This is a genomic window from Massilia sp. Masssp93, from assembly GCF_059491295.1.
Genome location: NZ_CP168502.1, coordinates 3010740 through 3026767, shown reverse-complemented (window position 1 = coordinate 3026767; position 16028 = coordinate 3010740). Strand labels below are relative to the sequence as shown.

Genomic DNA, 16028 nt, shown 5'->3' with positions numbered 1-16028 from the left:
AGCGGCAGGAAGAGATGAACGGACGACTCGAAGGGAAGGTGGCGATCGTCACCGGCTCCACCATGGGCATCGGCGCGGCCGTCGCGCGCCGGTTTGCGCGCGAAGGCGCGCGGGTGGTCATCAACAGCCACGTGATCGATGCCGCCGCGCGGGCGCTGCAGGAGGAACTGGGCAGTGCGCGCAGCCTGTTCGTGCAGGCCGACATCACCGACAGCGCCGCGGTGGAACGCCTGGCCGGGCGCGCGCTGGCGCACTTCGGACGCATCGACATCCTCGTCAACAATGCGGGCGTGAACGTATTCGCCGACCCGCTCGAACTGGACACGGAAGGCTGGCGGCGCTGCCTGGGGCTCGACCTGGAAGGCGCCTGGAACGCCTGCCGCGCCGTGCTGCCGGCGATGCTGGCGCAAGGCGGCGGCAGCATCGTGAACATCGCGTCCGTGCACGGCCACAAGATCATCAAGGGCTGTTTTCCGTATCCCGTCGCGAAGCACGGGCTGATCGGGCTCACGCGTTCGCTCGGCGTCGAGTACGCGGCGCGCGGCATCCGCGTGAATTCGATCTCGCCGGGCCTGATCCTGACCGAGCGCATCGAGGCGTGGCTGGCCGGCTTCCCCGATCCGGAAGCGGAACGCCGGCGCCAGGCCGCGCTGCTGCCGTGCGGCTGGATCGGCGAACCGGACGACGTCGCCAACGCGGCGCTGTTCCTCGCCAGCGACGAAGCGCGGTTCGTGAACGCGACCGACCTGCTGGTGGACGGCGGCCGGAGCCAGGTCTATCACGATTGAGCGGCGGACAACCGCATATCGCCCAGGACCTTGTCGACCAGTGAGCGCGCGAGCGACTGGTTGATGCTTTGCGCACGCCGCGCCGCGGCCAGTTCGTCGAAGGCGCCGCGGTCGTCGGCTTGCCGCGTCGCCGCCTCGTCCAGGCGCGACGTAAAGATGCACACGACGGCGGCGAGGAACTGCAGGTAGGTCGCGAGTTCCTCGTTCAGGGCCAGCACGGTGGCGTCCTGCGCCGGCCGGGGCGCAGGCGCCGCGCGGAACCAGCGCCGTCGCGCGGGCGCCGGCGGCAGCAGCGCGCGGTGGCTGTCGTACAACGCCGCGGCCGTGGGCGCGACGCTGGCGATGCGGTGCACCTGCAGCAGCAAGGCCGCGCGGTCCGGGGACGGCGGCAACCGCTCCGCCAGCGTGCGGAACGCCGCGACCTTGGCGCCGATCTCCGCCTCGACCAGCCGCCTGGCCACGTCGTCGAGCGCGACGGGCGTGTTGCCGCCCGCGTCCTTGGCGGCACGCACCAGGTCCCGCAGTGTCCGGACCAGCTCGCGCGCCAGTCCGGCCGACATGACGTGGCACAGGGCCTGGAACTGGACCGGCAGCGCCACGATGCGTTCTTCCAGCAGGCGCCGAGATTGGGTGAACCGCAGATGGTCGACGATGACCACGTCGTCGAACGCGGAGTCGAAGGCATCGCGGAACGGGAGCCCGCGGCGCTCGAACTGGCTCATCGCGTTTTCGGAGACGGACACGAGGAAAAACACGTTGTAGACGCCGAACACGACCTTGATATCGTTGAGGAAGCGCTGCGCCTTCTCGTCCGATTCGATCTTGTCGAGCTCATCGATGCCGATCACCACGGTGTCGCGCGCGGCGACCTTGGCGAGGAACCGTTTGTAGGCGTCGACCAGCTCGGGCAGGGTGAGTTGCTGCTGCGCCAGCGAGCGGGCCTGCGTGAGCGAGCCTTCGACGCCCAGCGGCATCTTCAGCGCGCCGGTCCAGCCCAGCGTATAGCTCTGCTGGAACTTGATCTCCTGCAGCCAGTTCAACGCTTCCTGCACGATGTCCGACGGCGGCAACGCGTCGGCCTGCGGCGTCAACGCCCGGCGGATCGAGGCATGCCAGCGCAGCAACCGGCGCCAGGGCAGCTCGAACCTGCGCGGCGCGTCCCCGGCGGGAGACGGGTTCGCGGCCGGGGCGCGGGCGGGCATGGTCCGGTGCGCCCGGATGGTCACGGCCACCAGCGCCACCCCGCCGCCGCACAGCAGCGCGAGCGATGCGCCCAGCAGGCTGGCGGGCGTCAGGCCCAGCTCCGCGGCGACCGATAGCCGCTGGGGCGGGGCGGCGCCGGCCGCTGCCGCCGCCGCGACCGGCGATCCGGCCGGTACGGCGGCCGGCCCGTAAGCGCGTCCGATGGCCCACGCAACGCCGATGCTCCAGACGATCGCGCCGGCGAGCAACGCCGTCAGCGCCGCGGTGAACAAGGCGCGCCACACCTCGGCCCCCGAGGCGAGCGCCGGCGCCACATGCCGTTTCCAGTCGGTGCGCTCGTAGCCGGGCGCCAGGCGTTCGATGGTGCGGTGGCACAGCGAGGCGAACAGATGCAGCAGGAAATCCCGCGTCTGGTAATCGACCGGGGCGGCGGTCAGCACGGTCAGGACGTCGCGGTTTCCCAGCCTGGTCTGGCGGTCGTCGCAGACCCACTGCAGCAGGGTGGACTTGCCCGCGCCCCGCGGGCCAGCCACGCCGATGGCACCGCCGGTGAGGTTTTCCAGCATGAACATCAGGTTGGCGTAGGCGGGCGTGCGGACCATCTGGCTGCGCTGGATGGCCGCCTCCAGCGTGAAGTCGGCGACGAAACCGTGCTCCGTCCGGTAGACGGGACGGAGCCGCTCGTTGATGACCTTGCGCCAGACGTGCGCCGCCGCGTCGACGCCGCGCTGGCGCAGCTTGAGCCTGATGGCGTCGATGCGGGCCTGGGTGCCGGCGATGTCGAGGGTGCCGCGCAAATTGACCTGTTCTTTCTTGACGTTGGCGTCGTGGCGGGACGAAAACCAGATCCAGAGGGCGTGGACGACGGCGATCACGGCCGCGATGCCGGCCACCAGCGGCCAGCCGCCGGCCGCGAGCAGCGTGGTCCAGGGCAGTCCGAAGCTGGTGAAAAAGATGGCGTTGATCGGATAGACGACCAGGAAGGCCACCCACCATAACGTGACCAGCGTGCCGCTGCCGTAATAGACGATCGCGAAGCCGAGCGGCTTCTTCCAGCCGGCCGACCGGACCTTCTCGCTGTCGTCCGCGCGCTGCTTCAGCAATTCATTCCACGTCGCGAACTCGTCGCGTGCCGCATCTTCGATCTCGTCGCGGCCTTTCAGTACCGCTTGCAGCACGCGCCGCTTCGGCGCATCCTCGAGCCCGTCGACGGCGTCGGCGATGTCCTGGTTCGCCTTTTTCGCATCCTCGACAACGCCAAGCAATAAATCGTCGCTCCACTGGCCGGCCATGGGGTGCCTCCCGAAGTTGGTGCTGCGTGATGGTGGATTCATTGTCGCACGAGGTCGCCGGCACCAGCGTCCGGCGACGCCGGAGGCGTGCGGCGCCGATGTTGTTTGACCCTGAACGGATGGGCAACTATCATTACGGAAACTTACGAGGCCCACGCCGCACCGCCATGTCCGATCCCCGTTCCGACCGCTTCGTCCGCGCCTACCTCAAGACGCGCCACCTCGTCCTGCTCGTCGAACTGGGCAGGCACGGGTCGATCATGCAGGCCGCCCAGGCCGCGAACCTGACCCAGCCGGCCGCGTCGAAGCTGCTCGGCGAGCTGGAACACGCGCTGGGCGTCACCCTGTTCGAGCGCCTGCCGCGCGGCGTCGAGCCGACGTGGTACGGCAAGGTGCTGATCCGCCGCGCCGGCGCCTCGCTGGCGGAGATGGACGCCGCCTACCAGGAAGTGATGGAACTGATGTCCGGCCTGCGCGGGCGGGTCGCGGTCGGCGCCATCCTGACGCCGTCGACGACGCTGGTGCCCGCCGCCGTCACCCTGCTCAAGACGCGGCATGCGCGCCTGAACGTGTCGATCGAAGTCAACAGCAGCAAGCAGCTGGTCGAGCACCTGCGCGCGGGCGACCTGGACATCGTGATCGGCCGCGTCGTCGACGGCGCCATCGCCGACGAATTCCATTTCGAGCCGATCACCGACGAGCCGCACTGCTTGATCGTGCGCGCCGGCCACCCGCTGCTGGGCGCGCGCGGCCTCGACCTGGCCGACCTGGCGCGCCAGGCGTGGATCGTGCCGCCGGCCGGCAGCATGGTGCGCGACCGGATCGCGTCGCTGTTCCTCACGCAGGGGCTGGAGCAGCCGGCGGAAACGGTGTCGACGGCCGAACTGCCGGTCGTGACGACGCTGCTGCTGGGCAGCGACATGGTGGCGCCGATGTCGGTGGAACTGGTCAAGCCGTACCTGGACAACGGCCTGCTGGCCGTGCTGCCGTACGAGCTGAACCTGCGCATGGACGTCTACGGCATCATCACCCGGCGCCACCACCAGCTGTCGCCGGCGGCGGAAGCGATGCTGGGCGCGCTGCGCGAGACGGCCACGCGCCCCAAGCCGACGGCGCGCGTCACGTATATCAAATCGGGATAGCAGGGCGCGCACACGCGATGGGTCGGCGCGGCGCATAGCGGGTAGCATGGCGCCATGGATACCTGCGCGCCGACTTCGACCCGCCGCCTGCTCGGCATCGACTGGGGCACGAGCAACCGCCGCGCCTACCTCGTCGATGCGGCGGGCGCCCGCCTGGCCGAACGGGCCGACGACCAGGGCATGCTGGCGGCGCGGCCCGATTTCGCCGGTTCGTTCGCACGGCTGCTGGCGGTCATGGACGTCGATGCCGACGTTCCCGTCGTCGCCTCCGGCATGGTGGGCAGCGCCCAGGGCTGGCGCGACATCCCTTATCTCGACATCGGCGTGCCGCTGGAAGCGCTGCCGGACCGCCTCGTTTGCATCGACGACCCGCGCGCCGGGCGGCCCTGCCTGATCGTGCCCGGCTACGCCCAGCGCGGCGCACACGTGGACGTGATGCGCGGCGAAGAAACCCAGCTGCTGGGCGCCGTGGCGCTGGGCCGGCGCGACGGCTGGTTCGTCCTGCCCGGCACGCACAGCAAATGGGTGCTCGTCGAAGACGGCATCATGCGCCGCATCGCCACGTTCATGACGGGCGAGCTGTTCGCGACGCTGTCCGCGCACGGCACGCTGGCGCCGCTGATGACGGGTGACGACGACGACGCGGCCTTCGTCGCCGGCCTGGACGAAGCCCGCCTTGGCGCGCCGCTGTCGAACGCGCTGTTCGGCGTGCGGGCCCGCGTCGTCACGGGCGCCATGCCCGCCGCGCAGGCGCGGTCGTTCGTGAGCGGCCTGCTCGTCGGCGCTGAATTCGTCGCGGCCGGGCGCGCCGCGCCGCTGACCTGCATCGGGTCGCCGGCGCTGCAGGCCCGCTACGCGCGCGCGGCCGGCCACTTCGGCGTGACGCTCGCCGGGCTCGATCCCGACCGCGTGTACTGCGCGGCGCTGGCGCGCTTCCTGGACCGGATACCCTCATGAATCTCCCTGACCTGCCCCTCGTCGCCATCCTGCGCGGCCTCGACCCCAAGGACGCCGCCACCGTCGGCCACGTGCTGTTCGACGCCGGCTGGCGCCTGCTCGAAGTGCCGCTGAACCGGCCGGGCGCGCTGGCCGCGATCCGCATCCTCGTCGACATGGCGCCGCTTGACGCCATCGTCGGCGGCGGCACGATGCTGAACGTGGCCGACGTCGACGCCGTCGCGCAGGCCGGCGGCCGCCTGTTCGTCGCGCCGAACTGCAATCCGGCCGCGATCGCGCATGCGCGCGCGGCGGGCATGCTGTGCGCGCCCGGTGTCGCCACGCCGACGGAGGCGTTCGCGGCGCTGGACGCGGGGGCGCATGCCCTGAAACTGTTCCCGGCCGAGTCCATCGGCCCCGCCGGACTGAAGGCGCTGACATCCGTGCTGCCCGCCGGGACGCCGTTGTGGCCCGTGGGCGGCGTGACGCCCGAGCAGATCCCCGCGTGGAAGGCGGCCGGCGCGACGGGGGCGGGGATCGGCGGCCAGTTGTTTGCGCCGGGCGTGGCCCCGGACGCGCTGGCCGCGCGCGCGGCAGCGTTTGCGCTGGCCTGGCGCACCTAGTTCTCCTGTGAGGTTGACCTGCCGGACAGCGCTCGTTAGCCTGCTGTTTCAAGCAGTCCAGGCAAGGGCGATCAGCATGGAGGGGAGCCGTTTTGTTCAGAGTGTCCGATGCAGCCAAGCAGGGCTGCCGGCGGCAAGGGCGTACGACCCGCAAACGTGCAGGCCGAGCATTTCATACCCAATTCATGCTTCATCGCCGGCACCGGGCGTTCCGGCGCCACGGTCCACGGCGCCGGCAAGTATTCGGAAGGCAAGGCCCTGACCTACTGGGTCGAAGACGACCAGATGGCGGGCACCGAGCACAAATACCTTACCGACCGCGAACGGGCGTTCTGCAACGAGGTCGCAAAAAAGGGGCAGTACCCGACGATCGGGCAGTGGTGCGATTTCATGCAGGCCGTCACGGCGGAGTCGATCGCGGCGCACCGTACCTACGCGGGTAACGTGTCGAACCTGACCACGCAGGAGATCGCGAACAGGCAGGTGCTCGCGGCGCAGCAGGCTGCGTATGCGATTCGCTACAAGATGCAGGCGCATTTCGAGAATAATCTCAAGGCGAGTACGCAAACGTATCTGGCGAACGGCATCGTGGGCGGCAGCGCGCCGCCCAAGGTCGTCACCAAGGCCCAGATATACAAAGACATCTAACCGGAGAATCCATGGCTGAAGACGATTGGATCAGGAACAGCCTGTCGGTGACGTACGCGGAACACCACGGCCTGTTCGTCCTGACCACCGCCTATCGCGAGTCGGACCCGCTCAATGCGGGTGGACAGTTACTCCTTCACAGCCTGAGCGGTGACCGGGAGACACGCTCCGTCCTGAGCACCGGCAGTCCGTTGGCTGCGATGTGGCAATCGCCGCGGCACAATCTCTGGCTCGGTGGAAGCGACGGCTCGGTGTGGACGACGGCGCAGGTCAACTGGCCTGCCGGCGGCCCCGCCTTCGACGTGCACGACGCCGGGCTGCGCTGGACGGCCATGTGGTTGCCGCCGCTGGCCGGTTGCGGCCTGCCGCCGAACGTCACCGCCGTCTGGTGCCCATCGGACGATGCGGTGTTCCTCGCGACCGCGTCCGGGTCGGTCTATCACTGGAATGGCCGCGCGTGGCGGGAATTCGATGCCGGGACGGGCGCGAGCCTGACCAAGGTGCACGGCTTTTCGCAGGACGATGTGTATGCCGTGGGATACCGCGGCACCATCCTGCACTGGAACGGCGGGCGCTGGTCGGTCGTCCCCGCACCGGACATGATCGACGCCGTCACCATCGTCACCGGCATCGTTGCGCTGCGCGCGACGGGCGAGGTGTTCGCGGTGACGAATCGTGGGGAATTGCTCAGGCGCGAACGCGACCGTTTTGCGCTGGTGGAGAAAGCGGAGGGCGCCCGCTTCATGGGGCTGGCGCCGTGGCGCGGCGGGCTGGCGGCGGCCAGTGCCGACGGCGCCTGGTTCTACGATGGCCACCTGACCCATGTGCGAGGCACGTTTGCGGCCACGGACGTGCGTACGGCCGGGGGGCGTCTCTACTTTATCCAGACCGAGCAGCCGCGCGGACCGGGCTGCATCGAATATTCGCACGGCCCCGCCGGCGGCGAGTGGAGCCGGATCGTCTTCTGATATGACGGCGGAGGCGTTGCTGGAATGGAGCCCATGACCCGATCCGACCGACCGCGCGCGCACCAGGCCTTCTGGCGCGACCCCGCCCTGCCGTTCATCGAAGCGCGTTGCGTGGCCGACGGGCGCGGCCTGGATTACGGGCGGCACTGGCACGAAACGCATTCCATCGGCGTCATCACGGGCGGCCGCAGCACCTACGTCAACGGGGCGCATGCGGAAGTGGTGGAGCAGGGCGCCGTCGTCGTCGTCAATCCGGGCGACGTCCACGGCTGCAATCCGGTCGGCGACGCGCCGTGGTCGTACGTGATGTTTTATATCGATCCGGCCTGGCTGGGCCGCGTGCAGGCGCGCCTGCGCGGCGACGCGGATCGTGCGTTTCGACCGTACGACCTGGCGGCGCTGCGCGCGCCGCATGTCGTCGACGCCGGCGTGCGGCTGCTTGCGCTGCTCACGGATGCACGGCGCGGCGCGGCAGCGCGCGAGGCGGCCGTCGTCGACTTCGTCGCGCTGCTGGACGGCGAGCTCGCGCCGGGACGGCATCCGGAGGCCGCCGCCACGCCGAAGGTCGAACGCGTCGCGCGCTACATCGATACGCATTTCGCCCATGCCCTGCCGCTGCAGGACCTGTGCGCCGCCGCGCACCTGTCCGGCTCCTACCTGATCCGTGCGTTCAAGAAGCGCTACGGCGTCGCGCCGCACGAATACCAGACCAACCGCCGCATCCAGTACGCGAAAGCGCGGCTGCGCGCCGGGGCGCCGATCGCCCAGGTGGCGCTGGACGTGGGCTTTTCCGACCAGGCCCATTTCCAGCGCGTCTTCAAGCGCATGACGGCCGCGACGCCCGGCCAGTACCGCGATTGAATCTCAGCTTGCCGCCAGATAGACGACGCTCATCACGAGCATGCCGGCCATCGTGCGGTTGAAGACGCGCACCCGGTGCGGCGTGCGCAGGCAGCCCTGCAGGCGGCTGCCGGCCCACGCCCACGCGGCGACCGACAGCCAGCACACGATAAAATAAATCAGCGCGAACAGCCGGACGGCCGCCGCGTCGCCGTCGGATGCGTACGTGCCCATGCCCGCCAGCGCGGCCAGCCATGCCTTGGGACTCAGCCACTGCATGGCGGCTCCCTGCAGCAGCGACGGGCGCGCCGGGGTCTGGCCGGCGCCCAGCTCGCCCGTGTCCGCAGCCAGTTTCCAGGCCATGTACAGCAGGAAGGCGACGCCGGCCCAGCGGACGATGGCGGTGACCTGCGGCCAGGCGGCGACGGCTTCGTGCAGGCCGAGGCCGGCCAGCACGAGCAGCAGGCAAAAGCCGGCCGTGGCGCCGGTGACGTGCGCCAGGCTGGCGGCAAAGCCGTGGCGCGCGCCGCTGCCGAGGGCGACGACGTTGACGGGGCCGGGAGAAATGGAGGTGGCGAGGGCGAAAGCGGCCATCGAGGCGATGATGTTCATCTGCGTTTCCTTTCGTGGTGAGGGATGCGGCAGACGATAGCGGCCGGCCCCAAGCCGGTATTGAAGAAAATTACCCTGCCAACCGCTCAGCAACTTGCGCGTTCGGTGCCGCGCGGCGGTGTTATGTTTGTGCGTATCATGAAAAATGAATATCCGATGACCCCCACCGCCGCGGCCCGGCGCCGTCTCCTGCTCGCCCTCGGCGCGGGCGCCTGCGCCTCCACGTTCGGTCCCGCCTTTGCCGCCACGTCGTCAGCGGGGTTCGACGTGCGCGCGGTAGGCGCGCGCGGCGACGGCACGACCCTCGACACGGACGCCATCAACGCCGCCATCGCGGCCGCCAGTGCGGCGGGCGGCGGCACGGTGCACTTTCCGGCCGGCCGCTACCTGAGCTTTTCGATCCGGCTGCAAAGCCGCGTCGCGCTGTATCTCGACGCGGGCAGCGTGATCGTCGCGGCCGATCCGGCCCGGGCCCCCGGCCGCTACGATCCGGCCGAGCCGAACGCGTACGACGCCTACCAGGACTTCGGCCACAGCCACTGGCACAACTCGCTGATCTGGGGCGACAACCTGGAAGACGTCGCGATCCTCGGGCCGGGCCGCATCTGGGGCCGCGGCCTGACCCGTTCCGGACCGGGCGCCAACCGGCCGATGAAGGCGGGCGACATGCCGTCCTCGCTCGGCGGCAAGGACCCGATGGGCGAGCGAGCGCGCGCCGGCACCGTGTTCGGCGCCGAGATGGACGGCAAGGGAAACAAGGCGATCGCGCTGAAGAATTGCCGCAATGTGCTGCTGCGCGACTTTTCGATGCTCAAGTGCGGCCACTTTGCCGTGCTGGCGACCGGCGTCGACAACCTGACGATCGCGAACCTCACCGTCGACACGGAGCGCGACGGCTTCGACATCGATTGCTGCCGCAACGTGCGCATCAGCGACTGCGCCGTGAACACGCCGAACGACGACGCCATCTGCCTGAAGAGTTCCTACGCGCTGGGCCGCGCGCGCTTCACGGAACACGTGACGATCACCGGGTGCCAGGTGTCCGGCTTCGACCTGGGGAGCTACCTCGAGGGCACGTTCAAGACCACGCAGGTCAAGGCGCCGGACGAAGAGGGCGTATGCGGCCGCATCAAGCTGGGCACCGAGTCGAACGGGGGTTTCCGCAACATCGCGATTTCGAATTGCGTGTTCGAGCATTGCCGCGGCCTCGCCATCGAAAGCGTGGACGGCGCCGTCATCGAGGACGTCACCGTCGACAACCTCGCCATGCGCGACCTGACGACGGCCCCGCTGTTCATCCGCCTGGGCCGGCGCATGCGCGCACCCGCGGGCACACCCGTCGGTGCGATCCGCCGCGTCAACATCAGCAACGTCGTCGTGTCGCAGGCGAACGCGCCGTATGCGTCCATCGTCGCCGGGCTGCCGGAGGCGCCGGTCGAGGACGTGCGGCTGTCGAACATCACCATCGTGTACGGCGGCGGGGGCACGGCCGCCGACGCGGCGCGGGTGCCGCCCGAGCAGCCGGACCACTATCCGGAGCCCAGCATGTTCGGCGCGACGCCCGCGTACGGCCTGTATTGCCGCCATGCGCGCAACGTCGAGGTGCATCACGCCGACCTGCGGACGGCGGCGCCGGATGCGCGGCCGGCCATCGTGCTGGACGACGTGGCCGGCGCGCGTTTCGATCACGTGCGGCTCGGCCGCGCCGCCGGCGTGCCGTCGCTGCGGCAGACCGGGGTGCGCGGCCTCGCGCTCCAGGACGTGGACGGGATGGCCGACAGCGGCCGTTGACGTGTCGAAGGCGCGCGTGTCGACAGGCGCGCCTTCGCCTTACTTCCCGATCTCCACCCGGTACACCGGCACCACCTTCACGGCGTTCACCTCGGCCAGCTGCGGCTTGCCGCCGAAGTCGGGCCGGTGCTCGCGCGGCAGGTAGATGGGCGCGTCCGCGCGCAGCGGCAGCACGGTCAGCGTGAGCGGACCCTGGCGCTGTGCCGGCAGGTTGGCGAGATCAAATTGCCAGCGCTGGCCGTTGTAATACCAGTCGTCGACCATGCGCGTGCCGTCGAACAGGCGGGCCACGTCGCCCGTGAAGTCGATGTCGAGCAGCAGGCTGTCCACGTCCTTCGACCGGCCGGCCGCGCCCACGTCCAGCTGCCATGCGGCCGAGGCGCCGAACGCTTCCGGATCGGGCTCCACCGCCGCCCTGGCGTTGCCGCCGATGCGCACCGGCCGCGCCGTCCCGGCCGGGCGCAGCGGCTTGACGGCCACCGCCACGTCGCGCGCCGGCAGCGCGGCTTCCAGCACCTGGAACAGGCCGTCGCGCCCATCGCTCCCGAGCGTGCTGCTGGCCTGTGGCGACGCCGCCAGCGGCGGGTAGACGGCCGCCCGGATGTGCGGCTGGCCCGCGCTGCGCAGCACGAGCCGGCCATCCGTGAAGTACGCCTGCGCGTCGCTGAGCACGAGGCGGCGCCGGCCCTCGAACGTCCCCAGCGCCGCCTGGCGCGCCTGTGCCTGCGACAGCACGAGCACCGTGAGCGGCGCCTGGCCCTGGCAGCGCAGCGTGAACGCCGCGTCCAGGCCGGGCTCGATGCGGTCGACGACCACGCCTTCCGTTTCGTCGACGTGGGCGCGGCCGGCCCGCACGCAGCCGCGGGCGCGATCTCCGAACGCGAATTCGACGGGCACGCCGTCCTGCGCGGCGAACACCCACGTGCCGTCGTCCAGCTTCGCCAGCGGCTGCGCCGTCGCATAGGTCAGGCGCTGGCCGTCCATGTCGAAGTTGACGGGCCAGGCGAAGTAGGCGCCGGCCGGCAGGTCGACCGGATGGCGCGGCAGCGTCACCGTCCCGCCGGGCAGCTTGATGCCGAAGCGGACCTGTGCACGCGCCGGCGTCGGGTACTGGCGGATGTGGCCATCGTAGAACAGGAACGCCGCATCGCCGCGGCTGCGGACGGACCAGCGCGGCGGGCCCAGGTCGGCCGGATCCTTCGGCACGACGTCGGGCCTGCGCACGGTCATCGGCGCCAGGCGCGCGCCGAAGTCGTGCAGGAACCAGTGGAACGGCCGCAGCGCCGCCAGCACGGGACGCTGCTGGCCGTCCGGTCCGAGCGGCGCGTTGAAGTCGTAGTTGATCGCGGGGACGTCGTTGTAGCCGCCGCTCTTCGTACTTTCTTCCAGCGTCGTGCCGCCCACGGGATTCCTCCCGCCGTGGAACATGTAGTAGCCCATCAGGTTGACGCCGGAGCCCAGCTGCACGGGCAGCATGGCCGCGATGTCGTCGCTGGACACCAGCGTGCGGCGGCGGTACATCGCCGGCAGGCCCGCGCCGTATTCCGCGCCGAGGAACGGGGTCTTGTCCATGTCCGTTTCCGCCGTGCCCTGGTGGCTGGCGCGCGTTTGCGCACCGAGGTCGCCGCTCACGCGGGTGTCGAAGCGGAAGGCGTACGTCTCCTTGGGCGGCAGTTCCTTCGTACTGGTCGCCCACGGTTCGTCCGGATAGCCGCCGAACACGGGCGTCACTTCGCCGGACGGGTACAGGGTCTGGTCCCAGCCCGTGACCGTGTAGTAGGGCACGTCGATGCCCGCCTTCACGGCCAGGCCCTTCAGCGTGCGGATGTGCTCCGCGCCGTGGCCCGGGCCGGCCAGGTTGTACTCGTTCTCGATCTGCGCGCCGATCACGGGGCCGCCCTGCTTGTACAGGAGGCCGTCGAGCTGGCGTCCGATCTCGCGGTAGAAACGCGCCACGTAATGCAGGTACGTGGGGTCGTTGCCGCGGGTCGGCATGGCGTCGACCACCCAGTCCGGGAAGCCGCCGTAGCGCACTTCCGCATGCGACCACGGACCCACGCGCACGACGACCGACAGGCCGTGCTTGTGGGCCAGCTGGACGAAGCGGCGCAGGTCGCGGTTGCCGGACCAGTCGAAATGGCCTTCGCTGGCCTCGTGGTGGCTCCAGATGACGTAGCTGGCGACGATGTCGATGCCGCTTGACTTCATCTTCGCGAGTTCCGCATCCCAACTGGCCGCCGGGCTGCGCGAATAATGGAATTCGCCCATCACCGGCAGCCACGGTTTGCCGTCGCGCGTGAGGTACTGGTTGTTGATGCCGAGCGTGTGGCCGCCCGGCGCCATCGCCGTGCCCAGTTTGATGTAGCCGGTGCGCGGTTCGGGCGCGGACGCGCTCGCGTCGACGTTGAGGAGTTGTTCCGCGCCTGCCATGCCGGGGCCGGCGAAGGCCAGCAGCAGGGCGGTGCGCAACAGTGTGGGTCGCGTGAATGTCATCGTCAGAACTTGTAGCTCAGGCCGACATTATAACGGCGGCCGTATTCCATCACGTTCTGGTTGTACTGGTTGCCGGCCTGCGTGTAGACGACCTTCTGGTTCGTGATGTTGTCCAGGCCCACGCGCAGTTGCAGCTGCGGCGTCAGGTAGTACGAGAAGTTCGCGGTGACGTACGTCTCCTCGCCGTTTTCCGCCATGTAGCCGGCCGTCCACTTGGGCATGCGCACGAACGGGCTGTGGTAGTTGGCCGAGAGGCGCGCCTCGAAGCCGTTCTTCTCGTACCACAGCGTGACGCCGCCGTTGTTGCGCATCAGGCCTTCCATCGGGTAGTTGTTGGTGTACTCGTGGATGTCGCTCTCGTTGTACGACCAGTTCGCGGCGACGCCGAGGCCGTCGAACGGTGCCGGCAGGCGCGTGAACGCGTGCTGGTACACGAGCTCCAGGCCGCGCACGTAGCCGCCTTCGCCGTTGACGGAGCGCGTGATCACGGCCTGGCGGCCGTCGATGGTCGTGTTGTCGGTCGTGATGCCGATGTAGCTGCCGATCTGCTTGTAGAACAGGGCGGCCGAGAACAGCGAGCCTTTGTCGAAGTACCACTGGTACGCCAGGTCGGCCTGGTTGGCCATCATCGGCAGCAGGCCCGGATTGCCGGCGCTGCCCGTCAGCGGTTGCTGCGAGCCCGGCGTCGTGTCGATCGAAATCTGGCGTGACGCACGCATCTCGTCCATCGGTGCGCGCGACATGGCGCGGGCCAGCGAGAAGCGCAGCTGGTGCTGCTGTTCCTGGTCGAGGCTGAAGATCAGGTTCGTGCTCGGCAGGGCCTTCGTGTACGATGCGCCGCCTTCGAGCGGCGTCGGCGCCGCGCCGTTGACGGATTCCATGCCGCTGCCCGTCTGGTGCGTGTGCACGAGGCGCACGCCCGCGTTGCCGCGGTATCTGAGGCCGAACAGTTCGCCGTCCAGGTCGGCCTGTGCGTACAGGGCGCTCGTGCGTTCCTTGACCTTCCAGCCTGCCAGCAGGTCGTTCGCCGTCTGCGTGCGGCCGCTCGGATCGAGGGCGCCGCCGCCGAATGTCGAGGACACGGTGCCTTCGAAATCGTTCAGCATCAGCGCGGGGAAGTAGCCCGGCACGTTGATGGTCGTGTAGGCCGATCCCGGGATCGCCGCGTTCGCCGGCGAGATGTTCCACGTGGTCTGGTGGTACGACTTCTCGCGGTCGGCGAAGCGGGCGCCTACCTTGATGCGGCTCAGCGGCCCCAGCTCCAGCGGCAGCGCGGCGCTCAGCTGGGCCGAGTCGAGGCGGTCGTGCACATGGCCGTCGTTGTCGATATAGAGCTGCGGCGCGCCGAAGTTGGCCAGGTTGCCGGTGTCTTCGCTGAACGAATACGATTGCTGTTCGTTGCCGGTGAAGGCCCAGGACAGCGTGCCGTTGTTCGCGGTGGAGTTGCGCACGTCGGCCCACTGGCTGGCGCGGCTCGCGCGCGACGTGGCGACGTCCGCCTCGACCTTCCAGTCCCCCACGTTGAACTTGCCGTTCAGGCCACCGGCGACGTTGTCCATGTCCTGGATCCAGCGCGTGCTGTGCGTCGACAGGCCCACGTCCTTGACGGTCGCGCCGACGACGTAGCCGTTGCGGATGTCGGCGTTCGCGTAATTCGCGGTCTGCCAGCCGTCCCAGTTGCCGACGTCGCCCGTCCAGTGCTGCACGCTCGGCTCGCGGATCTTGTCGCGGGCGAAGTACAGGTCGGCCGTGATCAGCGCGTCCGGACTGGCCTTCCATTCCAGCTTGCCCAGCACGCTGCTGCGTTCATTGGTGCCGCGCTTGAGTTCATCCTCGAAGCCCCACGGGGTCTTGTCGACCTTGCCGTCGCCATTCAGGCCGGCGGAATGGTCTTCGTTGAAGCCCCAGTGGTTCTTGCGTTCCTCGATCGACGGCTGCTTCTGGTAACTGAACGCCAGCGCCGCGCCGATCGTCCTGTCCGCGAACTGGTCGATCCAGTTGCCGCCCAGGCGCGGGCGCACCGACTGCGCGTCGACGTCCTTCGCCAGCGGATAGTACAGCGCGTCGGCCTTGATCGATGCCTGGCGGCCGTGGTACTTCAGCGGCTGCACGGTCTGCAGGTCGATCGTCGTCGCGACGCCGGCTTCGACGAGGTCGGCGTTCTGCGTCTTGTAGACGATCGCGCCGGACAGGGACTCGGACGGGAACTGCTCGAAGCGCACGGCGCGATTCGGCTCGGACGACGCGAGTTCGCGGCCGTTCAGCGTGGCGCCGATGAAGCGCTCGCCCATGCCGCGCGCGACGATCTGGCTCGCGTTGCCGCGATCCAGACCGGCAGCGAGGCCGGGCAGGCGCGCGAGCGATTCGGCGATGGTGGTGTCGGGCAGCTTGCCGATGTCTTCGGAAGCGACCACTTCGACCATGCTGTTGGAATTCTCCTTGACGGAGAGCGCGCTGCGCACGGACGCGCGGATGCCCGAGACGACGACCTGCTGCACGGCCGTGTCGCCGCCCGCGGCGGTTTCGGCCGGTGCGGTCTGCGGCGCCTGCTGGGCGAAGGCCGCCGGCATGGCGGGGAGGACGAACAATGGGAAAAGCGAGCGTACGAGTACGCTCAGGGTCTTTGGCTGCATGTAATCTCCTTGCTTTTGTCGTTTAGACTTATTGGTGTGTGTCGTCGTTGGTGCGCGCA

General features: G+C 69.5%; 12 protein-coding genes. 8 read left to right on the top strand and 4 right to left on the bottom strand.

The features are described 5' to 3' along the window. Positions 1 to 14 precede the first annotated feature (14 nt). A complete protein-coding gene (locus ACEN9Q_RS12450; RefSeq protein WP_056451168.1) occupies positions 15 to 788 on the top strand; it encodes an SDR family oxidoreductase in 774 nt (257 codons plus the stop codon). Here the strand turns inward: ACEN9Q_RS12450 and ACEN9Q_RS12445 are convergent. Further along, entirely contained in the window at positions 779 to 3325 is a 2547-nt protein-coding gene (locus tag ACEN9Q_RS12445) for a P-loop NTPase fold protein (RefSeq protein ID WP_495628648.1), read from the bottom strand. The two genes, ACEN9Q_RS12450 and ACEN9Q_RS12445, sit on opposite strands and share 10 nt — an antisense overlap. A 125-nt stretch (positions 3326 to 3450) precedes the next feature. Between ACEN9Q_RS12445 and ACEN9Q_RS12440 the strand changes: the two genes are divergently transcribed. The 6 genes from ACEN9Q_RS12440 (at position 3451) to ACEN9Q_RS12415 (ending at position 8461) form a co-directional block, all read left to right on the top strand. Further along, positions 3451 to 4425, top strand: a complete 975-nt coding sequence (locus ACEN9Q_RS12440) for a LysR substrate-binding domain-containing protein (protein WP_056451174.1) — start codon at positions 3451 to 3453, stop codon at positions 4423 to 4425. 54 nt (positions 4426 to 4479) lie between these two features. Beyond that, the gene (locus ACEN9Q_RS12435) at positions 4480 to 5382 is read left to right on the top strand and encodes a 2-dehydro-3-deoxygalactonokinase (protein WP_495628647.1); all 903 of its coding nucleotides are present in this window, start codon (positions 4480 to 4482) and stop codon (positions 5380 to 5382) included. Continuing rightward, positions 5379 to 5984: a 2-dehydro-3-deoxy-6-phosphogalactonate aldolase gene (locus tag ACEN9Q_RS12430; protein ID WP_495628646.1), complete on the top strand. Its 606-nt coding sequence runs from the start codon at positions 5379 to 5381 to the stop codon at positions 5982 to 5984. The genes ACEN9Q_RS12435 and ACEN9Q_RS12430 overlap by 4 nt, the downstream gene beginning before the upstream one ends. 108 nt (positions 5985 to 6092) lie before the next feature. Beyond that, on the top strand, positions 6093 to 6632 hold the full coding sequence (locus ACEN9Q_RS12425) for a hypothetical protein (RefSeq protein ID WP_495628645.1): 540 nt from the start codon (positions 6093 to 6095) through the stop codon (positions 6630 to 6632). An 11-nt stretch (positions 6633 to 6643) separates the two neighbouring features. Further along, a complete protein-coding gene (locus ACEN9Q_RS12420; protein ID WP_495628644.1) occupies positions 6644 to 7600 on the top strand; it encodes a WD40/YVTN/BNR-like repeat-containing protein in 957 nt (318 codons plus the stop codon). Between the two features lie 33 nt (positions 7601 to 7633). After that, the gene (locus ACEN9Q_RS12415; protein WP_495628643.1) at positions 7634 to 8461 is read left to right on the top strand and encodes an AraC family transcriptional regulator; all 828 of its coding nucleotides are present in this window, start codon (positions 7634 to 7636) and stop codon (positions 8459 to 8461) included. Positions 8462 to 8464: 3 nt separating this feature from the next. Here ACEN9Q_RS12415 and ACEN9Q_RS12410 read toward each other — a convergent pair whose 3' ends face one another. Further along, the gene (locus ACEN9Q_RS12410; protein ID WP_495628642.1) at positions 8465 to 9052 is read right to left on the bottom strand and encodes a LysE family translocator; all 588 of its coding nucleotides are present in this window, start codon (positions 9050 to 9052) and stop codon (positions 8465 to 8467) included. A gap of 156 nt (positions 9053 to 9208) precedes the next feature. On the opposite strand from ACEN9Q_RS12410, the gene ACEN9Q_RS12405 reads away from it, so the two are divergent. Next, the gene (locus ACEN9Q_RS12405; RefSeq protein ID WP_495628641.1) at positions 9209 to 10843 is read left to right on the top strand and encodes a rhamnogalacturonidase; all 1635 of its coding nucleotides are present in this window, start codon (positions 9209 to 9211) and stop codon (positions 10841 to 10843) included. Positions 10844 to 10882: 39 nt separating this feature from the next. On the opposite strand, the gene ACEN9Q_RS12400 is transcribed toward ACEN9Q_RS12405, so the two are convergent. Both ACEN9Q_RS12400 and ACEN9Q_RS12395 read right to left on the bottom strand, forming a co-directional pair. Beyond that, the gene (locus ACEN9Q_RS12400) at positions 10883 to 13336 is read right to left on the bottom strand and encodes a beta-galactosidase (protein WP_495628640.1); all 2454 of its coding nucleotides are present in this window, start codon (positions 13334 to 13336) and stop codon (positions 10883 to 10885) included. A gap of 2 nt (positions 13337 to 13338) precedes the next feature. Next, complete coding sequence (locus ACEN9Q_RS12395; protein ID WP_495628639.1) at positions 13339 to 15969, bottom strand: TonB-dependent receptor; 2631 nt, start codon at positions 15967 to 15969, stop codon at positions 13339 to 13341. Positions 15970 to 16028 lie beyond the last annotated feature (59 nt).